This is a genomic window from Stutzerimonas stutzeri (assembly GCF_000952685.1).
Taxonomy (GTDB): Bacteria; Pseudomonadota; Gammaproteobacteria; order Pseudomonadales; family Pseudomonadaceae; genus Stutzerimonas; species Stutzerimonas stutzeri_E.
In genome coordinates this window covers 1-25396 of sequence record NZ_JYHV01000033.1, presented here as the reverse complement: position 1 = coordinate 25396, position 25396 = coordinate 1, and the positions used below count along the sequence as shown (strand labels likewise).

The following is a 25396-nucleotide window of genomic DNA, read 5'->3' as shown; positions in this document are numbered from 1 at the left end:
CATCTTGTTCTTGTTGTTAGCCCGTACCGGCGCGTTCAGAGCCAGTTCAGGTCGTTGAAGCCACGGTTGACATAGCCGCCGTACTCCCAGGACGAGCCCTCGTAGCCGAACAGCGGGAACAGCGCCTTGTTGTCGTACAGGCCGAACATCAGGCTGCTGCGCACGGCCTTGAAGAAGGGGGTGTTTTCGATCTCGGTCAGCAGGGCCACCCGCTCGGCCTCGTCGAGCTGCTCGAACGGCGAACCGTGAACCTCGCGTGCATGCCGTTGCAGTTCATCCAGGCCGCCCGCGACCAGGGCTGGCTGCTCGTCCATCAGGCCGAGCAAGGGCTGCACGTAGTGGTGGTCGCTGATGAACGTGTGGGGAAAGACGTCGCGCCCCATGCGCAACAGGCCATCGGGCAGGTCCGGCAGACGTTCCTCGGCGAGCAGGTTCACCGGGATCAGCTGCGACAGACTGAATGCCAGCAATGACTGGCCGGAAAGGGTAAGTAAGCGTCGCCGGTTTAGCGTGCCGTGCGGGCGAGCTGAATCGTGCATGACATAGCTCCTGTTTATTACCCGCAGTTCCGAGATGATCGGACTGCTGGCGATCTTGTTATGCGAAGAGTGTGTTCCGCAAAACGGTAGGAGCAGATGCCATGCCAACTTTATATGGAAGCGTTTATTTAACTTAATTTATTGTTTAGTAAGTAATTTAAATAGCTGCCAGGTGTTGCGGTATTTAATGTGTAAAGCAGGTTACGCGTTACACCTGTAAAGCGCTGTAAAGCGTTTTACAGGTGGGCGTCAAAAAACATGTATAGATAAAGTGCTTCTAAAGTTCAGGCTGGTCTAGGCGGCTCAATGGTTTATCCTTCGTTTATTGCAGAACAATAAAAGCGTTTCGCAGGAGGCGCCCGCGTCAGGTCTTGCGCGAGCACTTCGAGGAGGAGGCATGAACCTGCTATCCAGCCCCGTCAGCCATATCGACGCCGTGCTTTCCCTGGCCAATGCGCCGCATCTGCCTGGTGACCGGGACCCGATCATCGCGCGCTCCTGGCGTCGTTGCGTGCATGACTACGGCCTGGATCCTGCACGTCCGGCTGAAGCCCGTTTCGTGCCGCGGCAGGTGCTGCGCGAACACCAGGACCAGGCCGACGAGCTGATCAACGTCGCTCGCGCTGGTGTCGAGCAGCTCTACCGGCAGATCGCCGAGCTGGGCTACGTCATCCTGCTGACCGACAATCGCGGCATCGCCGTGCAGTTTCTCGGCGACCCGGCAGACGAAAAGGCGCATCGCAAGACCGGCCTGTTCCTCGGTTCGGACTGGGGCGAAGACCACGCCGGCACTTGCGCCGTCGGCACCTGCATCAAGGAACAGCAAGCGCTTACCTGTCACCAGCACGATCACTTCAGCGTCTGGCACACCAACCTCACCTGCACAGCCGTGCCGATGTTCAACCCACACGGCCAGCTGCTGGCAGTGCTGGATATCTCCGCGCTGCATTCACCACCGACCAAGGATTCCCAGACCTTCGCCCTGCAGCTGGTCAAGCAGTACGCGCGGATGATCGAGGATGCCTATTTCATGCGCGTCTACCGCGAGCGGCCAATCCTCTGTTTCGACGGCTCCCGCGAGTTCGTCCTGATCAACCGCCGCTACCTGCTGGCACTGGGTGACGATGGCGAGTTGCTCGCGGGCAACACTGCCGCCCGTGGCCTGCTGGCCGAGCACGGGCTGATGATGCCGGGCCCCTTTGGCACCCCGGCGCAGGCGCGCATCGATCAGCTGTTCGATTGCGAGCTGGGCGACGTGCTGAGCATTCCCTATGCCAGTAACGACCAGGTCCGCGCCTTTCGCACCCATCGCCACCAACTGTTCTTCGCCGCCTTGATGGAGCCACGGCGCCAGGTAGCGGAGCCAATCGAACGCAGCACACCCGGCGGCCATTCCGCGCTCGATGCGCTGGCTGACGACGACCCGGTGATGCGCAAGATGCTCGCCCGCGCCAGGCGCCTATGCAGCGAACCGCTGAACGTGCTGCTCAATGGCGAAACCGGTACCGGCAAGGAACGGCTGGCCAAGGCGCTGCATGAAAGCGGTTGCCGGCGCAGCAAGCCTTTCGTGGCGATCAACTGCGGCGCGATGCCCGAGTCGCTGATCGAGAGCGAGTTGTTCGGCTACGCCCCCGGCACCTTTACCGGCGCACGTAGCAAGGGCATGCGCGGGCTGATTCAGCAGGCCGACGGCGGCACGCTGTTTCTCGACGAGATCGGCGACATGCCGCTGCATCTGCAGACCCGGCTGTTGCGCGTACTGGCCGAGCAGGAAGTGATGCCGCTGGGCGCCGAAAAACCGGTGAAGGTGGATATCCGCGTGGTCGCCGCCAGCCACCGCGACCTGCGGCAGATGGTCGAGAGCGGGGCGTTTCGTGAAGATCTGTTCTACCGCCTGAACGGCGCATCGCTGAAGCTGCCACCGCTGCGCGAGCGCGCCGACAAAGGCTTTCTCATCGAGCGCGTATTCGCCGAACTCGCCGAGGGCCGCCCGGGCAACCCGCACCTGCGCGGCGACGCCATGAGTGCGCTGCTGGCCTATCCCTGGCCAGGCAACATCCGCGAACTGCGCAACGCACTGCAGTACGCACTGGCGACCTGTGAAGGCAACGAAATCACCGTGCAGGACCTCCCGGACGAATGCCTGCCGCCCATCCTGGCGCGCTGTCGCCAGCCGGCACCGACATCAGAACCCGACTCGGCCGCGGCACTGCGCGACCAACTGCGCCGGCACCGCTGGAACGTCAGCGCCGTGGCGCGGGATCTTGGCGTGTCGCGGCCAACCGTTTACCGACGGATGCGTGTGCTGGGGATCGAAGCGCCGGTGTGATTGGCGTCGGGGGTGAGGCGCGGGCGCGCTTTCGTTTGTCGTGGCAGTGATATCGCAGGAGAGAAAGAGGCAGCGTTTCGCCTGCATTGAATTAAGGCTAAGTTCGCTATCGAGGCGGCAGCTACCATGGAGGGCGCTGCCGGCTACGCAGCTCTGACCTTCGTAAACAGCTGCAGCGGACAGCATCACAGCCGACTGCTAGTCTTTCGCACTTCTCAATAGGCCAGCTCAACTGCTATGAGCTATCTCTCACAGATGCAGGCAATCATTGCTGCCGATCCGCTTCGCCTGCGAATTCTCCGTCAGGTGGAAGCGCTTCAGCTTCCGGATTGCTGGGTGGCGGCGGGCTTCGTGCGTAGTGCTATATGGGATCATTTGCATCAGCGAAGCGGGTCACCGTTACCTGCGGACATTGATGTGATTTGGTTCGATAGCGAGCGCTCCTCGCCCGAGCTGGATGCCCGAATCGAGGCCACTTTGCGAAGCATGGACAACGCATCGGAATGGTCTGTAAAGAACCAAGCTCGCATGCATCTTCGCAATGATGATCCACCTTACAGCTCGGCTACCGAGGCTATGGTGTATTGGCCTGAAACAGCTACCGCGGTGGCGGTGCGGTTGGGAACGCAAGGTGTGATCGAGATTGCGGCGCCCCTCGGCCTAGACGACCTCTTCAATCTAGTCGTCCGCCCCACTGATAGGTTTCAAGGCGAGAAAGCGCAGACGTATCGAGACCGACTTCGAGCGAAGAATTGGCTTGCAACATGGCCGCGATTGAGAGTTATTTCAGCAAACTGAAGCGAAACCTTATCAATATGGTTTGCGCTTCAGTTGCGATCAGGTGTCTGGCGTTAGTGCGCTTCCGGCTAGGCGTCGTTTGGGTAAGAAAAATAAATCTGTCCCCTTATTTGTTCGTCCCCTATTTGTTCAAGGCGTGACCCTGCTGGACCGCCCCTTCGCCCACAGCGACGGCGCTCATAGCTTTCATCTGCTTGATCCCGCAGGGAACACAGTGCAGCCGCTGTATCATCCGGCGATATCGGGGCAGCGTTTGCGTTGATGACAGTGGAAGGTTTGTGCCTGCGTTCGCCGGGTGGCTATTAGATTGAAAAATAATCCAAAGCTGTCGATCCGAAATCCGAAGTCGGTTCGGACAGTTTGAGCGCAATTGCCGGTTGCTAACGAGGCGGCAGCTGTTTGGATAGCCCAGCCGGCTACGCAGCTCTAGCCTTCATGAAAAGCTGTAAGCAGGCTCTTGCGGAAGCCGACTTCCGGCCAGGTGCGGGCCATAGACGCGCTGGAAATTCCTTCTAAACTCAGCTGAGGTCATTCTCCTCGCATCCTGTCGCGACTACGGCGCGACACCCACCTGCCTTAAGGAACAATTATGCGTGCATGCTGGGTGCCTTTGGTGGCACCTACTTATAACTAGGTAGATGATGAGTATCTGGGTGCATGGCGAGGCGGGAGATACTCCGTCTATCGGAGAAATTGTCGAATCGCGCTGCCGATTCTGTGATAGTCGCCTTGCTCAAGTACAAGTTGAGGACCGCTGGGCCGGAATCTCAAATGAAATCTCTGAATTGCACAGGGATACCGTGCTTGAGATGGCGAAAGTTCATGGTGACTTCTTGCTCAGGGAGATGGAGCTAATACATGAGCCAGATGAGAGGGAAGCATACCTTTCCATTTGTCCACTGTGCGGTTGGTGGCACGTGTCTAAGGAAATCTACCTTTGCACCAAGAACCAGATTTGGTTTGTCGAGTTCGGCATGAGTGCACTCCTTTACAGATTCAACACGGTTGACATAACAATCCCGGCTGAAGAGGTGCGCCAATACTTAGCGGCAAAATATGACAGTCGTTTTCACGTGCATCCACGTCGATTCGAGGAGGTAGTCGCAAGTGTTTTCTCAAGTCACGGCTTCACGTCGGAGGTGACGTCCTATTCAGGAGATGGGGGAGTCGACGTAATCCTCCGCGACGTACTCGATCGTCCGATAGCCGTCCAAGTGAAGCGATCCAAGGGTGCAATCGAGGTGGCCTCGATTCGCGAGCTGCTCGGAGCCATGGTCCTGAAAGGCTTCACTAAAGGGGCCTTTGTCACAACCTCTACATTTCAGGCTGGCGGTCGAGAGGCTGTGAAGAGTGCATCAGCTCGGGGCTTCGCCCTAGAGTTGATTGACGGTACGCGCTTTTTAAGCAGCCTCCGAATCGCCCAGCTAGCAGATTTCCTTCGGTATCCGCGACTCCTTCAGGACGATGTACTGGCTTCACTAAAGCTCCGACTAGGCAATGAATACCAATGCAACTCCCTTTAAGGACAAAGCACCTACGTATTTCAACATCAGTAGCCATGGCTGCCCAGCCGATAGCTGACGTTAACTCGCCGGTTGCTTGTGTAGCCCGCTCCAACCGCAGAGAGCTTCTATTTGACGGAACCTTGGGCTGGGTGAGAAAGGGAGCGGACGTTTCTTTTTGATGCTATGCGCTCGATTGAAGGCGCGGCAGTGGTTTACCCCTGCTCCCCCGCCCACGGCGCAACGATCTGCAAATCACCAGCCAACAGCTGCGCCGCCACCATCCAGAGCACCGCACCAATCAACCCCAACGACAAATGCCCGACCACGATGCCGATGGAGATCTGTTTCCAGAGCCCTGCGTATTGATTGGATGGGGTAGGAGCAGCGGTACGGTAGGGCGTTTCGCGCTCGGCGCGGATGTTGTCGAAATCGTCTCTCATGGTGCGCTCTCGGTGCGGTTGGCTAAACGGCGGGCACAAAAAAAGGGTTCAGCTTTCGCTGAACCCTTTTGAATTTGGTGGCTACGCAGGGACTTGAACCCCGGACCCCAGCATTATGAATGCTATGCTCTAACCAACTGAGCTACGTAGCCAAGTGGCGCGCATTATTCGCGCCGCGCGGTTGTGTGTCAACCCTCCGGGTGCGCTTTTTCTACCTGCTTTTTCAAATGCTTATGCCGCCGGTCCGACCGTTGCCGGTGCGCTGTTGATCAATCCCATTTTGGCGCGAATCCGGGGTTGGCCAGGCGCTCGTTGCGGTCCAGCGCGGCGATCTCCTGCATCTCCTCTTCGGTCAGCCGCAGCGTCTGCGCTTCCAGGTTGGCGGCGAGGTTTTCGCGCTTGGTGGAGGAGGGGATCACCGCGAAGCCCTGTTGCAATAGCCAGGCCAGGGCGACCTGGGCGGGGCTGGTGTTGTGGGCTTCGGCGATGCGCTGCAACACGTCGTCCTGCATCACCTTGCCGTAGGCCAGCGGCATGTAGGCGGTGATGTGGATGCCCTGGCTGCGGGCGAAATCGACCACCTTGCGATTCTGCAGGAAGGGATGCACTTCGACCTGGTTGGTGGCGATGTTCTCAGCGCCGATGGCATCGATGGCCTGTTGCATATGGTTGATGGTGAAGTTGGAGATGCCGATGGCGCGAGTCAGGCCGCGCTGCTTGGCGTCCATCATCCGGGCCATGTAGTCGGCAACCGCCAGCTCGTCATTGGGCGATGGCCAGTGCACCAGGGTGAGGTCTACCTGCTCCATGCGCAATTTGCTCAGGCTTTCCTCCAGGCTGGGGATCAGGCGGCCCGCGCCGAGGTTGCTGGTCCAGATTTTGGTCGTCACGAACAGTTCTTCGCGCGGGACGCCGCTCTCGGCAATGGCCTGGCCGACTTCCGCTTCGTTGTCGTAGATCTGCGCGGTGTCGATGTGGCGATAGCCGAGTTCGAGGCCCATCTTCACCGAGTCGATGACTTGCTGACCCTTGAGACGAAAGGTGCCGAGGCCGAATGCGGGAATGGTCATTGGGTTCTCCTGTAGTTCTCTGTTGAGTTCAATGCGAGGCGCTAAGCACCGGCTCGTGAGTATCTGTATTGGGTGTGCGTGCTAGCGTTGCAGCGGATCGGCGATCCAGTTGGCCGCTCCAGTAGGTGAGCGCCAGGGCAACCAGCACGACCAGTGAGCCGATCCAGGCGGTATGGATGAGACCCACGGAGGCGACGATATGTCCGCCGAGCCATGCACCGCCGGCAATGCCGAGGTTGAAGGCGGCGATGTTCAGGCCCGAGGCGACGTCCACGGCGTTCGGTGTGTAGCGTTCGGCCTGGCGCACCACGTAGACCTGCAGGCCGGGCACGTTGCCGAAGGCCACGGCGCCCCAGAGCAGTACGGTTGCCAGCGCCAGCCAAGGATTGCTGGCGGTAAAGGTAAGCGCCAACAGGACGATCGCCAGCAGGCTGAAGATGAGCTTCAGCGCGCTGATCGGCCCGCGGCGGTCGGCCAGTTTGCCGCCCCAGATATTCCCCACCGCTACCGAAACGCCATACACCAGCAGGACCAGACTCACCGCGCCTTCGCCAAAGCCGCTGATCTCCTGCAGGATCGGAGCAAGAAAGGTGAACGCGATAAAGGTGCCGCCGTAGCCGACCGCGGTCATGGCGTAGACCAGCAGCAGACGCGGCTGTTTCAGGACGGCCAGCTGCTGGACGAGTGAGGCGGGTTTGCTGTGTTGAATGCTGCGCGGCACGAAGAGCAGGCTGCCGACAAAGGCGATCACACCGAGTAGCGATACGGCGAGAAAGGTTTCCCGCCAGCCGAATTGCTGGCCAATGAAGGTGCCGAGCGGCACGCCAGTCACCAGGGCGACGGTCAGCCCTGTAAACATGATGGCGATGGCGCTCGCGGCTTTCTCTTTCGAGACCAAGCTGGTTGCGATGGTCGAGCCGATGGAGAAGAACACGCCGTGGGCGAGACCGGTGACGATGCGCGCCAGAATCAACGATTCGTACCCCGGCGCCTGCCAGGCCAGCAGATTGCCGGCAGTGAACAGTACCATCAACGACAGCAGCAACAACTTGCGCGGTACCTTGCCGGTCAAGGCTGTGAGCAGCGGGGCGCCGACCGCGACGCCCAAGGCGTACAGGCTGACCAGCAGCCCGGCCGAGGGCAGGCTGACACCGAGGTCTCCGGCAATGGTGGGGATCAGGCCGACGATGACGAACTCCGTCGTGCCGATGGCGAATGCGCTGAGGGTCAGCGCGAGCAGGGCGATGGGCATGGGATGAAACTCCGGTTGGATTGCATGGCGCGCAGTGTCTACCGCAGACTCGTGCGGAAAAACCGGGTCTCAGGCCAAACATAATTGACTGCGAGTCACAGATGAAAACCACGCTCGACGAGTTGCAGGCGTTTACGGCGGTCATCGATACCGGCTCGATATCCAGTGCGGCGATGCAGTTGGGGCAGACCGCTTCGGGGGTCAGCCGAGCCCTGAGTCGGCTGGAAGCCAAGCTCGCCACCACGCTGCTGCGGCGCACCACCCGGCGCCTGGAGCTGACGGAGGAGGGCGCGGCCTTTCTGGTTCAGGCCAGGCGGATTCTCGAAGCGGTGGAAGAGGCCGAAGAGCAGATGTCGCGTCGCCTGCAGCGTCCGGCGGGGCGGCTGCGGGTCAACGCTTCGGCACCCTTCATGCTGCATGTGCTGGTGTCGCTGGTCGGCGGGTTTCGCGAGCGCTATCCGGACATCGAGCTGGAATTGCACAGCAGCGACCAGATCATCGATCTGCTCGAACATCGCACCGATCTGGCGCTGCGCCACGGTCCGTTGCGTGACTCCACCCTGCATGCGCGGCCGCTGGGTCGCAGCCGAATTCGTGCCGTGGCCAGCCCGGGCTATCTGGCGCGCCACGGCATGCCGCAGCAGGTGGAGGACCTGGCGAAGCACAGCCTGATCGGTTTCACCCAGCCGGAGAGCCTCAATCAATGGCCGCTGCGTCATCCCCTTGGCGAGACTTGGCCCATCGTGCCGAGCCTCTGGGCATCGAGTGGCGAGACGGTGAGGCATCTGGCGCTGGCCGGCCAAGGTATCGCCTGTTTGTCGGACTTCATGACCGCGCGCGATCGTGCCGATGGTGCGTTGGTCGAGGTGCTGGCCGAGGCGAACGCCAGGGTGCTGCAGCCGATCCATGCGGTGTACTACCGCAATACCGCGCTCGCCGCGCGCATCACCTGTTTTCTCGACTACCTGAGCGAGTGCCTGGGCGAGCAGGAATGGACACGCTAGGACGACCGGGTCGAACCATGGCAGCCCGGGCCTGCCTAACGCAGCAGGCACACCTGCGAGGAGACCATCATGCTCAGCATTACCCTCCCAAGCGATCCGCCGCTCTATCCTTGGCTGGCGGACGAGTCGCCACTGAACGACCTGGACGACGCCGAAAGTGATACCGAACTGGACGACGGCGACACGCTGCCCGACGAGGTGCTCGAGAATCTGGAGAAGGAGCCACCGCCACCGGATCCGATACCCGACCCCGGCGTGATGTAGCACCTGACCCTGGCTGCGTCGAGTTGCGCGCTATGGCCTGCGGCGGGTGCGGCCTGACGCGGGAGCGCCTGATCAACTCCGTGCGAGCCACCGTTCGCGAATTACGGGAACACGCTGACTGATCGTGCCTACGCCCCGTGTTGACCGTTCGGGGGCGGCCGCCTGCGTTTACCGCGCTGCTACCAAAACCACCTGCAGGGCTCAGCGCTCCGTGACATCATCGGGGCGCGAAGGGCGAGCTCCGACGTGCCTCGGCGGAGCGACCGCTAGATCGATCGAGCCCTACTGACCTTTTCGCACACCGAAACGCCGACTATTCAAGCAAACGGCGCGCTTCCTCACTCAAGAGACGTAACGCATGAACAGGCGGTTATTGGTTGGTGTTTTGCTGATTGGCCTGCATGTATTCATTGGCGTCACGCTGGTTTCAGATCTCTCGCTCGGGCTGTTCGGCACGGGGCTGGCGTGGGTCTATCTCGCGCTTTCGGCCGTGCTGATGCGCTATGGGGTGCTGGTGCGAGGGGCGGGCAATGCGCTGTTGGCGTGGTCCGGACTGCTCGCGATGGGAATCTTTTCCAGCCTGGCGGTTTTTTCGCTGCTGCGTGCTTTCGTGGTGGCGCTGGCCTCGCTCTGGGGCTCGGCGCCGGAGGGCTTTGCACGGGGTTCCGCGTTGGCCGTGATTGCGGCTGTCGTGGCGGTGACGCTGTTCGGCTTGCTCAACGCACGGCGCACTGCTCGGGTTGTCGAGCGCGACATCGTGGTACGCAATCTCCCCGCGGCTCTGGAGGGCTTCAACATCGTCCAGCTCAGTGACATTCACGTCGGGCCGACGATCAAGCACGGCTATATCGATGCAATCGTCCGGCGGGTCAATGGGCTCTCACCTGATCTGATTGCGATCACCGGTGATCTGGTGGATGGCAGCGTGGCAGACCTGGCGGACGACATTGCGCCAATGGCGCAACTGCAGGCACGCCACGGGGTGTATGTGGTCACGGGTAATCATGAGTACTACTCCGGTGCGGACAGCTGGATCGCCGAGTTCGAACGCTTGGGGATGCGCGTGTTGCTCAATCGTCATGTTCAGCTCGAGCACGGCGGCGCGCGCCTGGTTTTGGCCGGCATCGCCGACTATTCGGCCGAACTGTTCCGGCCCAGCCATCGAAGCGATCCGGTTGCGGCGTTCGCCGGTGCGCCCACCGATGCCCCCCGCATCCTGCTGGCGCACCAGCCGCGTTCAGCGAAGGCGGCAGTGGAGGTGGGCTGCGACCTGCAGCTGTCGGGGCATACGCACGGCGGCCAGTTCTGGCCCTGGATGCATTTCGTGCGCTGGCAGCAACCGTGGGTGGCAGGGCTGCAGCGCGTCGGCGACATGCAGATCTACATCAGTCGTGGCACCGGTTATTGGGGGCCGCCGCTGCGCTTCGGCGCACCGTCGGAGATCACGCGGATTCGTTTGGTCAGGGCCACCTAACGATCTCCCTGCGCCTGGGAGCCGGGGTCGCCTAGCCTGCGGCTCGCGCCATAGCGGGTCGTTGCCTCAGCTTCTTTATTGCGTGCGAGCTTTCTCGCGCGCCGAGCGGTTCGCTGCTGCTCGTGCCCGATGCTATGGGACGATCGCGCCTGCTCGGTTTTGGCCGATTCTTTCAGGCGTGCTTCTGGCTTAGACTGCTCCGACCATCACGCAAGGAGTGCACTATGCGGCGCGAGTCAGTGCGTTATTGCCGTTCCTTAATGACATTGCTCGTACTGACCTGTGCCACGTCATTGCGGGCCGAAGATCCGTTGCTTTCGAGCGATATTGATAGGTCGGCTATCGCCGCCGACCGCCAGGCGCGTGGCGTTTTGCGCGCGCGCGATCAGGCGGTATTGGCCAGCGAATTGGCGGGGCGGATCATCGAGATGCCCTTTGCCGAGGGGCAGCCATTTCACAAAGGTGACGTGCTGGTGCGTTTCGACTGTAGCGCCTACCAGGCGCAGCTCAACGCCATGCAGGCCGCGGCGCGGGCGGCGAGCGAGGAGCTGGCGCACAAGAAGCAACTGGCGGCGCTGAATTCGGTCGGTCGCTTCGAGGTCAGTCTGGCCGAGGCGCGCCGAGCACAGGCCGAGGCCGAGGCGCAGGTCTATCGCGTCCAGGTCAAGCGTTGCAGCGTCGCGGCGCCGTTCGACGGCCAAGTGGTGCAGCGTCGCGTGCAGCCCCACGAAAGCGTGGCCAGCGGGACGCCGATGTTGGAAGTCGTGGATAACCGCACGCTGGAAATCCATCTGCTGGTGCCGTCGCGCTGGGTGGCCACGCTTAAACCCGGGCAGCGTTTCACCTTCGTCCCGGATGAGACCGGGAAGCCGTTGCAGGCCGAGGTCAAGCGCCTGGGGGCACGCATCGATGAGGGCAGCCAGACATTGCTGCTGATCGCGGCGTTGCCTGCGGATGCCAGCGGTCTGCTGGCGGGAATGAGCGGTAGCGCGCAGTTCGAGGGGGCGCCATGACCGCTGCTCAGCAACACCCGACCGAGCGGCTATTCGCCGAATTTCTCAGCCTTGAGCGCCAGGCCCGTGCGGCGCGTGATATCGATGGCCTGGCCTACGCCCTGGTCAACGACGCCCAGGCGTTGTTCGGCTACCGCCATGCGGCATTGCTGATCGCCGGGCGAGTACGGGCGCTGACGGCGGTCAGCGTGGTCGAGCCTCATGCGCCCTTCGTCGCCTTTGTCGAGAACGCCACCGGCCAATTGCTCGCCCAGGGGCGCCTGGACAAACCGCAAGTGGTAACCGCCGATACGTTGAATGCGCAGGTTCAGTCCGACTGGCGAAGCCTGTCGGCGGAGGCGGTGTTTTGGTTGCCCCTGGTCGACCATCAGCAAAAGCCCTACGGCGGCTTGTGGATTGCCCGCGAGCTGTCCTGGAGCGGCGCGGAACAGGCGCTGCTGGTGCAGCTCGGCGATTGTTACAGCCATGCCTGGCAAGCGCTGCAACCACGCAAGCCCTGGCGGCTGCGCTGGCCGCGGCGCAAGGTCGCGATTGCGGTGGCGGCGGTTCTGGCGCTGTTGCTGCTGCCGGTGCGCCAGTCCGTACTGGCGCCGGCCGAGGTGGTGCCCCTTGACGGTCAGGTGGTCGCCGCGCCGCTCGATGGCGTGATCGCCGAGTTTCTGGTCAAACCCAATCAGGCTGTGAAGCAGGGCGACGTACTGGTGCGTTTCGATGCCACCAGCATCAAGGCGCAGGCGGACGTCGCCGAGCGCAGCTTGCAGGTCGCCGAGGCAGAATTGCGTGCCAATGCGCAGCGTGCCTTCAGCGACGCCGAGTCGGGTGCGCGCATCGATCTGTTCACCGCCCGCGTGGCGCAGAAACGCGCCGAGCGCGACTATGCCCGCGAGCTGCTGGCACGCACCGAGGTCAAGGCCGAGCGCGACGGCATCGCGGTGTTCGCCGATGCCCAGCGTTGGACCGGTTTGCCGGTGCAGACCGGCGAACGGCTGATGGTGGTGGCCGATCCAAAGCAGGCCGAGCTTCGTATCGATCTGGCCGTGGCGGATGTGCTGGCCTTCGAGCCGGGCGGTGAGGTTGCCTTGTTTCTCGACAGCGATCCCCTGCACCGGCATAGCGCCCGGCTGCAGCGCCTGGCCTATGAGCCGCAGGCCGTTGCCGGCGGCCACCTGGCCTATCGTCTGGACGCCGAATTCGAGCGGGCACCGCCGCGCATTGGCCTGCGAGGCACGGCGAAGTTGTATGGAGAGCGGGGCCCGCTGGCCCTCTATCTGCTGCGCCGGCCATTGGCGGCGTTGCGTCAGACAGTGGGGCTGTAGATGCAGTTACCGGCGCTGCGTCCCGATCTGCAACTGTCCACGGCCGCTCCGGCGCGTGATGGTGCGCCGCAATGGACTCTGGCCGACCCGCTACGCGGGCGTTACTTCAAACTGGGCGCTAGTGCGATGCGGCTGTTGCGCCATTGGACGCTGGGCGACGCGGGGGAAGTATTGCGTGCCGCCAACCTCGATGCTGGCGAACACCTGGACGCGTCGGACTTGGAGGAAATGCTGCGCTTCCTGCGTGGCCATGACCTGATCGTCGCCCAGGATGCCGAGCAACGCGGCAGCTTTGCGTCGAAGGCGGCGTCGCAGCGTCAGGGTTTCTGGAAAAGCCTGCTGCACCAGTACCTGTTCTTTCGTATTCCGCTGTGGCGACCGGATGCCTTTCTCGACCGGACCTGGCCCTGGCTCAGGCGTTACGGCCCAGGTCTGTTGCGCTATGGCCTTCCCATGTTGCTGGCCTTCGGGGTGTTCCTGGTTGCGCGCGACTGGCAGCGATTCATCGCCACCTTTCCGCATCTGTTCAGCCTGGGCGGCGCGTTGGCCTTCGGCGTAGCGCTGGTGTTCGCCAAACTCTGCCACGAGTTCGGCCATGCCTATATGGCGAAGCGCGCCGGATGTCGCGTGCAGAGCATGGGCCTGGCGTTCATGGTGATGTTCCCGCTGTTCTACACCGATGTCAGCGATGCCTGGCGGGTCAACGATCGCCGTTCCAGGTTGCTCATCGGTGCCGGCGGCGTGCTGGCCGAGCTGCTGTTGGCCTGTGTCGCGTTGCTCGCCTGGTCGCTGTTGCCGGACGGAGCGCTGCGTAGCGCTGTGTTCATGCTCGCCAGCGCCACCTGGATCACCACGGTGGCGGTCAACCTCAACCCTTTTATGCGTTTCGATGGTTATTTCCTGCTCAGCGATCTCTGGGATGTGGAGAACTTGCAGGCACGTGCGTTCGCCCTGTGCCGCTGGCGGCTGCGCGAAGCCTTTTTCGGTTACGGCGAGCCGGCGCCGGAACCCTGGCCGCCCGCGCTGCGGCGCAAGCTACTGATTTGGGGCTATGGCGCTTGGTTATGGCGGGCGGCTTTGTTCCTGGGGATCGCCCTGGCCGTGTACCACATGTTCTTCAAACTATTGGGCGTGTTCCTCATGCTGGTAGAGCTGACCTGGTTCATCGGCCTGCCGATCTGGCGCGAGCTGCAGGAGTGGTGGCGGCGACGCGCGCAGGCGCAACCGGCACGCGCGCTGCTCGTCGGGACTGCGCTGCTGGGCGTGCTGGTGGTGTTGCTGGTGCCCTGGCGGAGCACCGTGGAAATCCCTGCGATGCTCGAGGCGAGCCGGGTCAGCGCGCTGCACGCGCCGGTCCCTGCGCGGCTGAAGCAGCTCCATGTACACGACGGCCAGACGGTGCGCAGCGGCGACCTGCTGCTGGAGCTGGAGTCGCCGGACCTCGATTCGCGTCAGCAGATCGTGCGCAGCGAGATCGACATTTTGCAATTGCAGTTACGGCGTCAGGCTGGACGTAGCGAGACGGTGGCCGACAGCGCCATCCTCGAGCAGCATCTGGCCGAAGCGGTGGCCGAATACCGTGGCTTGGCTGCGCAGCGTGAGCGTTTGCAGCTGCGCGCCTCGCACGACGGCGTGGTGCGAGACCTGCCGGCGGACGTGGTAGCGGGTCGCTGGTTGTCGCCGCAGCAAACGCTGGTGCGGGTGGTCGAGGAGCGAGCGCGCTTGCGAGGCTACCTGGCCGAGGAGTCGCTATGGCGCATCGAGGCTGGCGCGCAGGGGCGGTTCATCGCCAGTGCCGACCCCTGGTTACCTGGCGTGCCGGTGCGTTTGACCGAGGTGGATGTGACCGGCTCCGCTTATCTGGATCAGCCAGCCTTGGCTTCGGATCAGGGCGGTCCCATTGCGGTGCGCCGCGATGCCCAGCAACGGCCCGAGCCGCAGCAGGCGCAATATGGCGTACGCCTGGTGCCGCGGGACGAGCTGGCGGCGCCACGGCAATCGCTGTTGGGCGTGGTGGTGCTGGAGGGAAGGGGAGAATCCATCCTGGGCGCCATTTGGCGTCGGATGGCGGCGCTGGGGGTGAGAGAAAGTGGGTTCTAGATCGGATCGGTCGGCGGCGCTGCTGCCGATACCACTCAATCAAGGAAGCTGGTATGGCTGACAGCCCGCTACCGCTCTGTTCGCGCTTGTCCCTTCGCTGCGAGATGCCGCCGCTGCTCGAAGCGTTGCAGCGGATACCGGTTGATGCCTGGCAAGCGCATTTCAACAGCACTTACTACCAGGGCGACTGGAGCGGGGTGGCGTTGATCAGCCCCGAAGATGCGCTCCTGCCGCTCGCGCCTGGGCGTGGCGCCCCACGTCGCAGTGCCTGGTGGCAGGACGAACCCGCTTGGCACGAGGTGCTCGGCCACTTTCAAACTTCGCTGCGCAGCGCGCGCCTGCTACGTCTGGGGCCAGGGTCGGCTATCCAGGAACATTGTGACCACGATCTGGGCCTGCCCGGCAGCGATCTTCGTCTGCATATCCCGCTGCTCAGCCCAACGGGGGTCGAGTTTCTGCTCGACGGCCTGCAGGTGCCGATGCGGCCAGGTGAGTGCTGGTTTCTCGATCTGTCCCGCCCGCATCGTGTGACCAACCCCAGCGGCTCGCCGCGCGTTCACCTGGTGCTCGATTGTTTACCGCAGGCATGGCTGTTGCGGGCAATCGTCGAGTGCCAGGCAACCACACCCGTGCTGCAACCCAGTGCGGCGATGCAGGCATTCGCACGCTTGCGCCGAATCATCGCGAGCGATGCCGATCTGGCGCAGCGCCTGCGTACCCTGACCGACAATGGGGAATTCATCGAGGCGACACTTAAGGTGGGAGCGGAATTGGGGTTGGAGTTTTCTGCGGCTGACGTTCGTGCGGCGATGCGTCAGGGCAGGAGTGAGTGGGCTGCGTTATGGCGAGCCTGACGGTTGCTCCCCAGACGGTCGACGAGATGCGCGGCTGGTTGCCGATCAGGGTCTGGCCAGGCGACGGCGAATGGCGTGTCGACTGGTGCTGGTTTGGCGAGCAGCAATTGACCCAGCCGTTCTATCGCGATGAGGTGGATCTGGCGCTGCGATTGCCGTTCAATCAGGCGTTTCGTCGCGATACGCCATTGACGGCGCTTCTCGACTGGCAGGCGGCGAGCCCGGGTCTGATGCCCACTGCGTTCGTCTTTCACGCGTCGCGCTGTGGCTCGACCCTGCTGGCGCAGATGCTGGCGCGGCTCGATACACACATCGTGCTGTCCGAACCGCCGCCGCTGGATCAGTTGCTGCGCGCGCATTACGGCAGCGAGCTGCATGGTGCTGAGCATGAGCAGTGCGCGGCTGTTCGCGCCATGCTCTCGGCGCTGGGCCAGCGTCGTAATGCTCAAGCGTCACACCTGGTGGTCAAGCTGGATGCCTGGAATCTTTATGAGCTGCCGCTGCTCCGTCGCTGCTTTCCCGATACGCCCTGGTTGTTCCTCTACCGCGACCCGCTGGAAATCGCGGCCTCGCATTGGCATCAGCCGGGTATGCACATGGTGCCTGGCTTGATTGGCGAGTCGCCGCTGAACCTGGCGGGCGAACCATCGACGCCGCGCGAGGCCTTCATTGCTCGTCGCCTCGGTCGGCTCCTGCAAACCGCTGTCGATCTGCATCGTCAATATGGCGGTCTGCTACTCAATTACAACGAGCTGCCAATGGCGTTGGACGGCAGGTTGCGCACGCTGTTCGGACTCGATGCCGCTCAGGTCGCGGCGGCCCTGGCGAGCAGTGGGCAAAACGCCAAACGGCCGGAGCAGGTCTTTGTCGCGGATGGCCAGGGTAAGCGTGACGGCGCTTGTGCGTCGTTGCGTGAGGCGGTCAGTCGCTGGGCTGCGGAGCCCTATCATGATCTCGAGGCGCTGCGTCTGCGGCAGCTGGGTTAAGCGCGCTAATAAGGAGTGTTGCATGAGCGATCTTTCATCCCTGGCGGACGGTATCGGTATGCGTCCGGCCAGGCCGAGCGATGAGCCTTTTCTACAACGCCTGTATCAATCGAGCCGGGCGGATTTGCAATGGATCGATGGCGAAGCCGAACTGATCGATACCGTGGTCGCCAACCAATATCAGGTGCAGCAAGCGGGGATGGGCGCCCATTACCCCAATGCCATGCATTTGATTATCGAAAAAGCCGGCTCGACGATTGGCGCGGTAACGGTCGATTTCGGTCATAACGAGGTGCGTCTGATCTACCTCGCGCTGATTCCCGCCGTGCGCGGGCGGGGTTACGGGAAGATCGTCCTGCGGGGCGTACAGCGTGCGGCGCAACAAGTCGCCAGCCCGGTTGCGGTCGTGGTGTGGCGCAACAATATGGAGGCCAGGCGGCTATATCTGGAGTTGGGCTTCCGGGTCGAGGAGACCCAGCCGGTGGCCGACCGCCTGGTCTGGTATCCCTCGGTTGCGCTCAGTTGAACAGAATCTGGAAATAGTGCTGCGTGGGGTCACGATCCAGCGCCGCTTCGCGCAACACCATCAACTGCGAGACTCGGCCCAGTTGCGGCAGCTCTACCGTGCAGCTGCCGTCCATGAATCTAGTTGGCTGCATGGCGGTCAGCCCGACCGAGAACGGCACGCGCGTTTCCGCCGAGGCACTGGGCATGCGGGCGTTGGGTTTCAGATTGACCGAGTCTACCCGGAGCAACAGTGTTTCACCCGTATCCGCGGCGAACTCGCAGACCTGGCCTTGCAGTTGGAGAAAATGCTCCGCGCTGATGAGGTTCAGCATCTTTTTTCCTTCAGACGTTCGGTGGTGGTGGGCGGCGCAAGACGCCGCGTCAGTCCATTCAAGCGAGTCAGCTCGGCCGGCTTGGCAGTTCGCCGAAGGGCGTGGCCGTGAGCCGAGATGACAGAGCGGCCCCGCAACAGTGGGCTAAGCAGCGACCTGCTCGCACAGGAGCCTGTCCTAACGCCTCTCGCTTTAAGAAGGGCCGCGCAGGTCGATTTTTGACCGCCTGCTTAATTGCGCGAAGGGAATATTCCCAGAATGGCGATGCTGAAGTTCAATGCCAGGTAGGGGTTCATGATATCCACCGGCTGGCTGTTGCCGGCCAGACCGGCCTGTGCGCCACCCATGGTGACCGGCGAAGAGAGCGTATCCGACCAGATGGCTGCAGCAGCCGGGGAACCGCCGATAGAGGCGCCGAGAAATTGATTGGTTGCGCTGGGGGCGAGGGCGGGATTGGACGCCGCGCCGCCCACTTGTACCTGCACGGCGTGGGTGTGCGTAGGCAGTTGACCGCTTGTCAGCACCGTCGAGGGCGAGCCCGAGGCTTCACCGATGTTATGGAGCGGTAAGCCTGGCCCCTGGCCCATGCCGATGGGCATACGCCCTTGCAGGTCGGGCAGGTTGAAGGTGGTTTGCCCGTTGCCACCATAGATGGTCCCCAGCAGCGAGAACATCGCGGTATTTTGGGCAATCGACATGGTCTGGCCGTTACACAATGCCCAGCCGCGTGGTGCGAAGTTGAAGGCGAAGGGTTGGATGGTGCCGATAAATACTTCCATGAATCTACTCCTGGTTCTGGATGGTCACCTGCATGAAGGGCGACATCTCCCGCGGCCATCGTAGTGGCACACTGAAGCGACGCTCGGAGAGTTTTAGTTGAAATGTCGAAGAAGTAAACGTTCGGCTAAAGCCCAGTGCTTGTTACGGCGAAGCGTGCTGGGGTTGCGCGGGCCGTGCGGGATCTTCGTAGGGCTTCGCTATTGCGCTGTTCGGCTAGCCTTCGCAGATGCGCTTCGCACCGTCCCTGTCAAAACCGGCGTCATCGCGGGGCTGCATGAGCGAGCCGAGTAGTCCTTCGCTGCTCAGCCACTGCAGCAGCCGCTCGACATTGTCCGCCACGCTGCACTTGTCGCAATCGAGTGTCAGTGCCGGGGCTTGCGGTGCTTCATACGGGGCAGAGATGCCGGTAAAACTGGGGAGTTTCCCGGCTCTGGCCAGGGCGTAGTGGCCCTTGGGGTCGCGGTGCTCACAGTTGCGCAGCGAGGCGCAGCACCAGACCTCGCGGTAATCGGCGCCCAGGCGCTCGGCCAAGAGCTGCCGATGCCTCGCCAATGGGGCGATCATGGCCATAACCACGATCATCCCCGCATTTACCAGCAGGGCGGCTACTTCTGCGGCGCGGCGCAGGTTCTCTTCACGCTCGTTTTCGCTGAAACCCAGGTCGCGACTGAGCCCGGCGCGCAGTTGGTCGCCATCGAGAACCAGGCACTGCCCGCCATGCGCGAAAAGCCGTGCTTCCAAGGCATGGGCCAGCGTCGATTTACCGGCAGCGGGCAACCCGGTCAGCAAGATGGCGGTCCCGCGATGACCGTGACGTGCTTCGCGTTGCTGACGGTCGGGAGCGTTGGACGGTCCATCCAATGACATAGCAAAAGGTCTCGTGCTGGCGGAGATGGCGGACTTACCTGAGGGCCGGGCAGTCGATTTATTTTTTCCGAGACGGAACTTATCTCTATGCGCTGGTAAGTATCAAATACCGCGGCTACGATTAGGCGATTAATGGAATAAGAAAGAGAGCAGGTAGTGCCGACGTTTCATTTCATCTCGGGTTTACCCCGGTCAGGCTCTACGCTGCTGGCCGCGCTGTTGAGGCAGAATCCGCGCTTTCATGCCGGCATGACCAGCCCCGTCGGAGCGCTGTTTTCAGGGATGCTCAATCAGTTCAGCGCCGGCAGCGAATTCGGTCCCGTTATCACCCAGGCGCAGCGCAAGCGTTTGCTGACAGGGTTGTTCAGCAATTACTACGCCGAGCAGGCTGATAGGGGAATCGTCTTCGACACCAACCGCCAATGGTGCGCCAAGCTCCCCGCGTTGATGGATCTGTTCCCTCAGGCCAAGGTGATCGCATGCGTGCGTAATGTCGCCTGGGTGATGGACAGCATCGAGCGGCTCTATCGCGCCAATCCCTACGAACATACCAAGCTGTTCGGCGACGATGTCGAGCGCAACACCGTCTATAGCCGCGTCGATACCCTGGCCCAGCGCAACCGCCTGGTCGGGTTCGCCTGGGCGGCGTTGAAGGATGCTTATTACGGCGAGCACGCCAAGTCGTTGCTGCTGGTGGAGTACGACCTGCTGGCGGCGACGCCCGAGAAGGTGTTGCGCCTGGTCTACGATTTCCTCGGAGAGCCCTGGTTCGAGCATGACTTCGAGCATCTCGAGTACGACGCGCCCGAATTCGACCAAGCCCTCGGTTTGACAGGGCTGCACAAGGTGCGGCCCAAGGTGGAAGCGGAGGCGCGCCGCACCATTCTGCCGCCCGACCTGTTCGAACAATACGCCGGGCTCGACTTCTGGAAGGACCCGCGTAGCAGTGAAGCCAATGTGATCAGGGTCGCGGAAAGCGCAAAGCATCCATAGCAAGCAGCTTGACCGGCTAAAGGTTCGGTCTGGACACCATTATTTCGAGGGACAGAATCATGTGGTGGGGTAAATCCAAGCAGGCCGAGGCACCTAAGAGCTCTCAGTCGTCCGAGTCGTCGAATGCGCATCGGCTGTCGCGCCCACATCCGCTGATGAGTGCACTCGAACCGCGCATGATGTTTGACGGAGCCATTGCCGCCACCGTGGCCAGCGATGTTCCGAGCGCCGATGACTCCGCGGACAACAGTCATGGCGATGCCACCAGCACGGTAACGAGCCAGGATGCCAGTGACAGCTCTCATGCCGGCCTGGTGCCGGATACCCAGGATGGCGGCCGTAAGGAAATGGTCTTCGTCGACACGCGTGTGCCGGATTACCAGGCCCTGCTGCAGTCCGTTTCGCCGGATGCCGAAGTGGTGTTGCTGAGCACGGATCAGAATGGGGTGCAGCAGATCGCCGATGCCTTGGCAGGCCGTAGCGGTATCGACGCCATCCATATCATTTCCCACGGCGATGCCGGGGTGCTGTTGTTGGGTAACGCGCCACTGTTCGAAGGCAATCTCGGCGATTACAGCAGCGAACTGCAGAGCATCGGCGAGGCCCTGACCACGGATGGCGACATCCTGCTCTACGGTTGCGAAGTGGGTGCGGGCAGCGAAGGGCAGGCTTTTTTATCGCAGCTGGCCAGCATGACGGGGGCCGATATCGCTGCGTCCGATGACGGAACTGGTGGTAGCGCCAAAGGCGCAGATTGGGACCTGGAAATCACCACCGGTGACGTAGCGGCCAGTTATGCGCTGAACCTTTCCCAGCTCGACAGCTACGATCACGTACTGGTGACTACCAGCGTTAACAGCGTCGCCGGGCTCAAGGCAGCGATCGCCACGGGCAACACTGATGGCATCGATGACCTGATCACCCTTACTGGCAATATCACCTTCGCTTCAGCGGCTGACACCCTTTCGATCAACGTTACCGATGGCCATACCATGAGCATCGTCGGCGGCGGCTTCACCCTGAGCGGCAACAATCTGGCACGCGTGCTGAGTGTCGCTACCTCGGGCGCTGGCTCTGCTGTGGCCATTGATAACCTGACGATTTTCAATGGATTGATCGTCGGCAACGGTGCTAATGAAACCGCAAACGCCGTTGATAGCTTGGGTGCAGGCATCTACAACAGCGGTGTGCTGACCATCAGCAATAGCACGATCAGCGGCAACAAGGCCTCGGGTGGTGGCGGCGGTGGTGGTGACGCTGGCGGTAATTATGCTGGCGGTGGCGGCGGCGGCGGTGGTTTTGGCTCGACCTCGGGCGGTACAGGTGGTGCCAGTCCAGGCACCCTATTCGGAGCGATTCCACCTTCGGGTATCACCGGCGGCCATGGGGCTGGCGGGTCCAACTTTGCGGGTGGCAGAGGGGGTAGTGCCAGCGGCGGTTCGGGCGGAAGTTATTACGGAACGGGCACCAATTACGGTTACACGGCGGGTGGTACGGGTGGCACCGCAACCAATGGCAGCACCAGCATCGGCGGCGGCGGCGGCGGTATGGGATCCTCCTCCGCGGGCGGTAGCGGCGCGGCAGCCACGGGCGGCCTCTACAACACCAGCACCGGTGTCCTAACCATCATTAGCTCTACGATCAGCAACAACCTCGGGGCGGGCGGTGGTGGCGGAGGCGGTGTGTCCGCCTACCAGGCCGCCTATGGACGCACCGGCAACGGCGGTGCTGGTGGTGCGGGTGTTGGTGCCATCTGGAATGCCGGAGGTACTGTCCAGATGGACAGCTCAACCTTCGCCAACATGTCGGGCAACGTAGGCGCCGGCGGCGCTGGTGGCGCTGCAGTTAACGGGGGCACTAACGGGCCTGCTGGAACAGCAATTTCAACCATTTCTACCACTAATGGCGGTATCACCGACCTCAACTACAACCCCAACGCTGCACCGACTGCCAGCAACCTGACCCAGACCGTTACCTATACCGAGGATCCCGGTGGCAGCGTGGCGATCGGCGATATCGTGGTTAGCGATGCCGATGGGGGCGACACCATTACCGCGACGTTGACGCTAAACAATACATCGGCCGGCTCCTTGACCACCGGCACCTTCGGCTCGGCCATCTCCTCCTACAACGCCGGCACCGGCGTGTGGTCGGTCACCGGCTCGGTGGCCGACGTGAACGCGGCGCTGGCCGCCGTTGCTTTCACCCCGGCGGCGAACTGGGATCAGGATGTCGCCATCGCCACGCGCATTCGCGACGCCGCCAATACCGGCCCGGCCGATGGCACCATTACGCTGGATGTCACGCCGGTGAACGACGCGCCGACCGCCACCAATCTCTCCCAGAGCAAGGCCGCGACCGAAGGCGGCAATGTGGTAGCGCTCGACGATATCGTGGTGACCGACATGGACACCGGCGACACCGTCACCGCGACGCTCACGTTGTCCGATCCGGCGGCCGGCGCGCTCACCACGGGCGTCTTCGGCTCGGCGATTTCCTCCTACAACGCCGGCGCCGGCGTATGGACGGTCACTGGCTCGGTGGCTGATGTGAACGCGGCGCTAGCTGCCGTGGCGCTGGCCCCTTCGGCTAACAACGATCAGAACTTCACCGTCACCACCCGCATTCGTGACGCCGCCGGCACTGGCCCGGCCGATGGCACCATCAACGTCACCGTCACTCCGGTAAACGATGCGCCCGTGGTCACGACAACCGGCGGCACCGATGCCTTCACGGAGGATGGAAGCGCCACGGTGATCGACAGCGGCCTGACGTTAAGCGATATCGACAGCACCACCTTTGCCAGTGCCACGGTCTCTATCACCGGCAACTTCGCCACCGGCCAAGACGTGCTCGCTTTCGTCAACGACGGCAATACCATGGGCAACATCAGCGCCAGCTATAACGCCGGCACCGGCGTACTGACGCTGACCTCAGCCGGCGGCACCGCCACGCTTGCTCAATGGCAGGCCGCGCTGCGCAGCGTCACCTACAGCAACAGCTCGGATGCGCCCAACACCGCCAACCGCACCATCAGCTTCAAGGTCAATGACGGCAGCGACGACAGCAATACGGCGACTAAGCAGGTCAGCGTTACCGCCATCAACGATGCACCTGTGGCCAGTATGCCGGCGAATATCCTCGTGACCGAGGAGGCGGCCAGTGCGTTGACCGGCATCAGCTTCAGCGATGCCGATGCTGGCGGTGGCAGCGTCACCGCCACCTTCTCGGTGGCCAGCGGCACGCTCAGCGCAACCAGCGGCGGCGGTGTGACTGTCGGTGGCACCAGCAGTGCGCTGACCTTGACCGGCACGGTTGCCAACATCAATGCCTTCATCGCGGGTAACAACCTGGCCTTCACCACGGCGGCCAATGCTACGGCCAACGTGATCCTGACCGTGGCAATCGACGATGGCGGCAACACGGGCTGCGGCGGAGCCCAGACCGACAGCGACACCGTCACGTTGCAGGTCGCGGCGGTCAACGATGCGCCGGCCGTTACTGCGCCGGTTTCCATCGGTGTGGCGGAGGATGTCAGCGCCGCCCTCACCGGCATCAGCTTCGCTGACGTCGATGCCGGCAATAGCATTGTCGTTGCGACCTTCTCGGTGGCCTCCGGTACCCTATCGGCCAGCAGCGGATCGGGTGTGACGGTGGCGGGATCGGGCTCGGGCAGCCTGACCCTGACGGGTACCGTCGCCGATATCAATGCGTTCATTGCTGCCAGCGGGGTGAGCTTCCAGACCGCACTCAACGCCACCAGCAACGTGGTACTCACGGTGGGCATCAACGACGGTGGCAATACTGGCAGCGGCGGGGCCCAGAGCGATTCCACCACGGTCACGCTGACGGTCACCGCGGTGAACGATGCACCGGTCAACAGTATTCCCGCAGCCCAATCGACGGACCAAGACAGCGTATTGGTCTTCTCCAGCGGTAATGGCAACCAGGTATCCATCAGCGATGTGGACGCCGGCGGTGGCATCGTTCGGGTGATGCTCACCGCTAGCAATGGCCTGATCACCTTGTCGGGCACTGCCGGGCTGAGTTTCATCACGGGTAGTGGTACTGCCAATAGCGTCATGACTTTCGAAGGGAGCGTGGCCGATATCAACCTGGCGATGAATGGCATGGTGTTCAGCCCCACTGGCGGATACAACGGCCCGGCTTCACTGCAGATAGCCACTAATGATCTAGGGTTGTCCGGCTCGGGTGGCAACCAGACGGATACCGACACCATCGCGATCAGCGTGAACAGCCTGAATCCGGTCGTCACCTCGGTGAACGTCAGCAACCCAGATGGTGGCTACAAAATCGGTGATGTCATCACCGTGACCATGACCTTCGACCAGGCGGTTACGGTGATTACCGCCGGTGGCTCTCCGACGCTCTTGCTGGAGACCGGGGCTACTGATCGTCAGGCGACCTATGTTTCCGGTTCCGGCAGCAACACGCTGAGCTTCAGCTATACCGTGCAGGCCGAGGACTTGACCGCCGACCTCGACTATCAATCGACTGGCGCGCTGTCGCTGAACGGCGCGACCATCCGCAGTGCGACCAACGACGATGCGGTCTTGACCTTGCCAGCCACTGGCGGGGCCAGTTCGATTGCAGGTCAGCACGATATTATCGTCGATGGCGTGGCACCTACCGCCGGCTTCGTCAGTGTACCGGCCAACGGCACTTACGTAGCCGGGCAGAACCTGGACTTCATCATCAACTACAGCGAGGCGGTTTTAGTCGATACCAGCGGCGGTACGCCGCGTCTGGCCATTACGCTGGATACCGGCGGCACCGTCTACGCCAGTTATCTCTCCGGTTCGGGCACCAGCGCCTTGGTGTTCCGCTACACGGTGCAGAGCGGCCAGTTGGACAGCAACGGCATATCCGTGAGCGGCACGCTCGATACGAACGGTGGCACGCTGCGCGATGCGGTAGGAAACGGGGCCAGCACTACGCTCAACGGCGTCGGT

The 25396-nt window shown here is 62.4% G+C and carries 21 protein-coding genes, 1 tRNA gene and 1 pseudogene; 15 read left to right on the top strand and 8 right to left on the bottom strand.

Going from position 1 to position 25396, the window contains the following annotated elements:
- Positions 1–35 precede the first annotated feature (35 nt).
- On the bottom strand, positions 36–539 hold the full coding sequence (locus UF78_RS16915) for a gluconate 2-dehydrogenase subunit 3 family protein (protein WP_045163387.1): 504 nt from the start codon (positions 537–539) through the stop codon (positions 36–38).
- A gap of 397 nt (positions 540–936) precedes the next feature.
- On the opposite strand from UF78_RS16915, the gene UF78_RS16910 reads away from it, so the two are divergent.
- The 4 genes and pseudogenes from UF78_RS16910 to UF78_RS22465 all read left to right on the top strand — a co-directional run bounded on the left by UF78_RS16910 (position 937) and on the right by UF78_RS22465 (position 5189).
- Positions 937–2868, top strand: coding sequence for a sigma-54-dependent Fis family transcriptional regulator (locus tag UF78_RS16910; protein ID WP_045163386.1), 1932 nt, complete (start codon positions 937–939; stop codon positions 2866–2868).
- Positions 2869–3105: 237 nt separating this feature from the next.
- Complete coding sequence (locus UF78_RS16905) at positions 3106–3666, top strand: nucleotidyltransferase family protein (protein ID WP_045163385.1); 561 nt, start codon at positions 3106–3108, stop codon at positions 3664–3666.
- A gap of 130 nt (positions 3667–3796) precedes the next feature.
- Positions 3797–3928, top strand: a pseudogene (locus UF78_RS22705) (VOC family protein); the annotation flags it as partial.
- Positions 3929–4307: 379 nt separating this feature from the next.
- Positions 4308–5189, top strand: coding sequence for a restriction endonuclease (locus UF78_RS22465; RefSeq protein ID WP_196298689.1), 882 nt, complete (start codon positions 4308–4310; stop codon positions 5187–5189).
- 194 nt (positions 5190–5383) lie between these two features.
- Here UF78_RS22465 and UF78_RS16895 read toward each other — a convergent pair whose 3' ends face one another.
- From UF78_RS16895 to UF78_RS16880, 4 genes are all read right to left on the bottom strand, one after another.
- The gene (locus UF78_RS16895; protein ID WP_045163384.1) at positions 5384–5611 is read right to left on the bottom strand and encodes a hypothetical protein; all 228 of its coding nucleotides are present in this window, start codon (positions 5609–5611) and stop codon (positions 5384–5386) included.
- 75 nt (positions 5612–5686) lie between these two features.
- A tRNA-Met gene (locus tag UF78_RS16890) sits at positions 5687–5763 on the bottom strand.
- Positions 5764–5880: 117 nt separating this feature from the next.
- On the bottom strand, positions 5881–6681 hold the full coding sequence (gene dkgB, locus UF78_RS16885; protein WP_045163383.1) for a 2,5-didehydrogluconate reductase DkgB: 801 nt from the start codon (positions 6679–6681) through the stop codon (positions 5881–5883).
- 28 nt (positions 6682–6709) lie between these two features.
- Positions 6710–7933 (bottom strand): MFS transporter, encoded by a 1224-nt coding sequence (locus UF78_RS16880; RefSeq protein ID WP_045163382.1) that lies wholly within the window; start codon positions 7931–7933, stop codon positions 6710–6712.
- Positions 7934–8034: 101 nt separating this feature from the next.
- Here UF78_RS16880 and UF78_RS16875 point away from each other — a divergent pair, with 101 nt between their 5' ends.
- The 9 genes from UF78_RS16875 (at position 8035) to UF78_RS16835 (ending at position 17470) form a co-directional block, all read left to right on the top strand.
- Positions 8035–8937, top strand: a complete 903-nt coding sequence (locus UF78_RS16875) for a LysR substrate-binding domain-containing protein (protein WP_045163381.1) — start codon at positions 8035–8037, stop codon at positions 8935–8937.
- 69 nt (positions 8938–9006) lie between these two features.
- Entirely contained in the window at positions 9007–9201 is a 195-nt protein-coding gene (locus UF78_RS16870) for a hypothetical protein (RefSeq protein WP_052679340.1), read from the top strand.
- Positions 9202–9559: 358 nt separating this feature from the next.
- Entirely contained in the window at positions 9560–10675 is a 1116-nt protein-coding gene (locus tag UF78_RS16865; protein ID WP_045163379.1) for a metallophosphoesterase, read from the top strand.
- A gap of 260 nt (positions 10676–10935) precedes the next feature.
- Positions 10936–11688, top strand: a complete 753-nt coding sequence (locus tag UF78_RS16860; protein ID WP_155397666.1) for an efflux RND transporter periplasmic adaptor subunit — start codon at positions 10936–10938, stop codon at positions 11686–11688.
- Positions 11685–13004: an efflux RND transporter periplasmic adaptor subunit gene (locus UF78_RS16855; protein ID WP_045163377.1), complete on the top strand. Its 1320-nt coding sequence runs from the start codon at positions 11685–11687 to the stop codon at positions 13002–13004. The genes UF78_RS16860 and UF78_RS16855 overlap by 4 nt, the downstream gene beginning before the upstream one ends.
- Positions 13005–15104: a biotin/lipoyl-binding protein gene (locus tag UF78_RS16850; RefSeq protein WP_045163376.1), complete on the top strand. Its 2100-nt coding sequence runs from the start codon at positions 13005–13007 to the stop codon at positions 15102–15104.
- Positions 15105–15157: 53 nt separating this feature from the next.
- Positions 15158–15958 (top strand): aspartyl/asparaginyl beta-hydroxylase domain-containing protein, encoded by an 801-nt coding sequence (locus UF78_RS16845; RefSeq protein ID WP_045163375.1) that lies wholly within the window; start codon positions 15158–15160, stop codon positions 15956–15958.
- Entirely contained in the window at positions 15946–16944 is a 999-nt protein-coding gene (locus UF78_RS16840) for an aspartyl beta-hydroxylase (protein WP_045163374.1), read from the top strand. The genes UF78_RS16845 and UF78_RS16840 overlap by 13 nt, the downstream gene beginning before the upstream one ends.
- Before the next feature lie 22 nt (positions 16945–16966).
- Positions 16967–17470 (top strand): GNAT family N-acetyltransferase, encoded by a 504-nt coding sequence (locus UF78_RS16835; RefSeq protein ID WP_045163373.1) that lies wholly within the window; start codon positions 16967–16969, stop codon positions 17468–17470.
- Here the strand turns inward: UF78_RS16835 and UF78_RS16830 are convergent.
- The 3 genes from UF78_RS16830 to cysC all read right to left on the bottom strand — a co-directional run bounded on the left by UF78_RS16830 (position 17463) and on the right by cysC (position 19430).
- Complete coding sequence (locus tag UF78_RS16830; RefSeq protein ID WP_045163372.1) at positions 17463–17783, bottom strand: DUF6916 family protein; 321 nt, start codon at positions 17781–17783, stop codon at positions 17463–17465. The two genes, UF78_RS16835 and UF78_RS16830, sit on opposite strands and share 8 nt — an antisense overlap.
- Positions 17784–18013: 230 nt before the next feature.
- Positions 18014–18562 carry a phage tail protein gene (locus UF78_RS16825; RefSeq protein WP_045163371.1) on the bottom strand — a complete coding sequence of 183 codons (549 nt, stop codon included), beginning with the start codon at positions 18560–18562 and terminating at the stop codon, positions 18014–18016.
- 214 nt (positions 18563–18776) lie between these two features.
- The gene (gene cysC / locus UF78_RS16820; protein ID WP_080890649.1) at positions 18777–19430 is read right to left on the bottom strand and encodes an adenylyl-sulfate kinase; all 654 of its coding nucleotides are present in this window, start codon (positions 19428–19430) and stop codon (positions 18777–18779) included.
- Positions 19431–19586: 156 nt separating this feature from the next.
- On the opposite strand from cysC, the gene UF78_RS16815 reads away from it, so the two are divergent.
- The gene (locus UF78_RS16815; protein ID WP_045163370.1) at positions 19587–20423 is read left to right on the top strand and encodes a sulfotransferase family protein; all 837 of its coding nucleotides are present in this window, start codon (positions 19587–19589) and stop codon (positions 20421–20423) included.
- A gap of 176 nt (positions 20424–20599) precedes the next feature.
- On the top strand, positions 20600–25396 hold a 4797-nt coding region (locus tag UF78_RS16810), incomplete at its 3' end, for a DUF4347 domain-containing protein (protein WP_196298688.1).

Coding starts and splice junctions, on each gene's coding strand:
- cysC (WP_080890649.1), bottom strand. CDS start 19,430: ATGTCATTGGATGGACCGTCCAACGCTCCCGACCGTCAGCAACGCGAA.
- UF78_RS16870 (WP_052679340.1), top strand. CDS start 9,007: ATGCTCAGCATTACCCTCCCAAGCGATCCGCCGCTCTATCCTTGGCTG.
- UF78_RS16865 (WP_045163379.1), top strand. CDS start 9,560: ATGAACAGGCGGTTATTGGTTGGTGTTTTGCTGATTGGCCTGCATGTA.
- UF78_RS16840 (WP_045163374.1), top strand. CDS start 15,946: ATGGCGAGCCTGACGGTTGCTCCCCAGACGGTCGACGAGATGCGCGGC.
- UF78_RS16915 (WP_045163387.1), bottom strand. CDS start 539: ATGCACGATTCAGCTCGCCCGCACGGCACGCTAAACCGGCGACGCTTA.
- UF78_RS16830 (WP_045163372.1), bottom strand. CDS start 17,783: ATGCTGAACCTCATCAGCGCGGAGCATTTTCTCCAACTGCAAGGCCAG.
- UF78_RS16875 (WP_045163381.1), top strand. CDS start 8,035: ATGAAAACCACGCTCGACGAGTTGCAGGCGTTTACGGCGGTCATCGAT.
- UF78_RS16895 (WP_045163384.1), bottom strand. CDS start 5,611: ATGAGAGACGATTTCGACAACATCCGCGCCGAGCGCGAAACGCCCTAC.
- dkgB (WP_045163383.1), bottom strand. CDS start 6,681: ATGACCATTCCCGCATTCGGCCTCGGCACCTTTCGTCTCAAGGGTCAG.
- UF78_RS16880 (WP_045163382.1), bottom strand. CDS start 7,933: ATGCCCATCGCCCTGCTCGCGCTGACCCTCAGCGCATTCGCCATCGGC.
- UF78_RS16825 (WP_045163371.1), bottom strand. CDS start 18,562: ATGGAAGTATTTATCGGCACCATCCAACCCTTCGCCTTCAACTTCGCA.
- UF78_RS16860 (WP_155397666.1), top strand. CDS start 10,936: ATGACATTGCTCGTACTGACCTGTGCCACGTCATTGCGGGCCGAAGAT.
- UF78_RS16850 (WP_045163376.1), top strand. CDS start 13,005: ATGCAGTTACCGGCGCTGCGTCCCGATCTGCAACTGTCCACGGCCGCT.
- UF78_RS16835 (WP_045163373.1), top strand. CDS start 16,967: ATGAGCGATCTTTCATCCCTGGCGGACGGTATCGGTATGCGTCCGGCC.
- UF78_RS16910 (WP_045163386.1), top strand. CDS start 937: ATGAACCTGCTATCCAGCCCCGTCAGCCATATCGACGCCGTGCTTTCC.
- UF78_RS22465 (WP_196298689.1), top strand. CDS start 4,308: ATGAGTATCTGGGTGCATGGCGAGGCGGGAGATACTCCGTCTATCGGA.
- UF78_RS16845 (WP_045163375.1), top strand. CDS start 15,158: ATGGCTGACAGCCCGCTACCGCTCTGTTCGCGCTTGTCCCTTCGCTGC.
- UF78_RS16905 (WP_045163385.1), top strand. CDS start 3,106: ATGAGCTATCTCTCACAGATGCAGGCAATCATTGCTGCCGATCCGCTT.
- UF78_RS16855 (WP_045163377.1), top strand. CDS start 11,685: ATGACCGCTGCTCAGCAACACCCGACCGAGCGGCTATTCGCCGAATTT.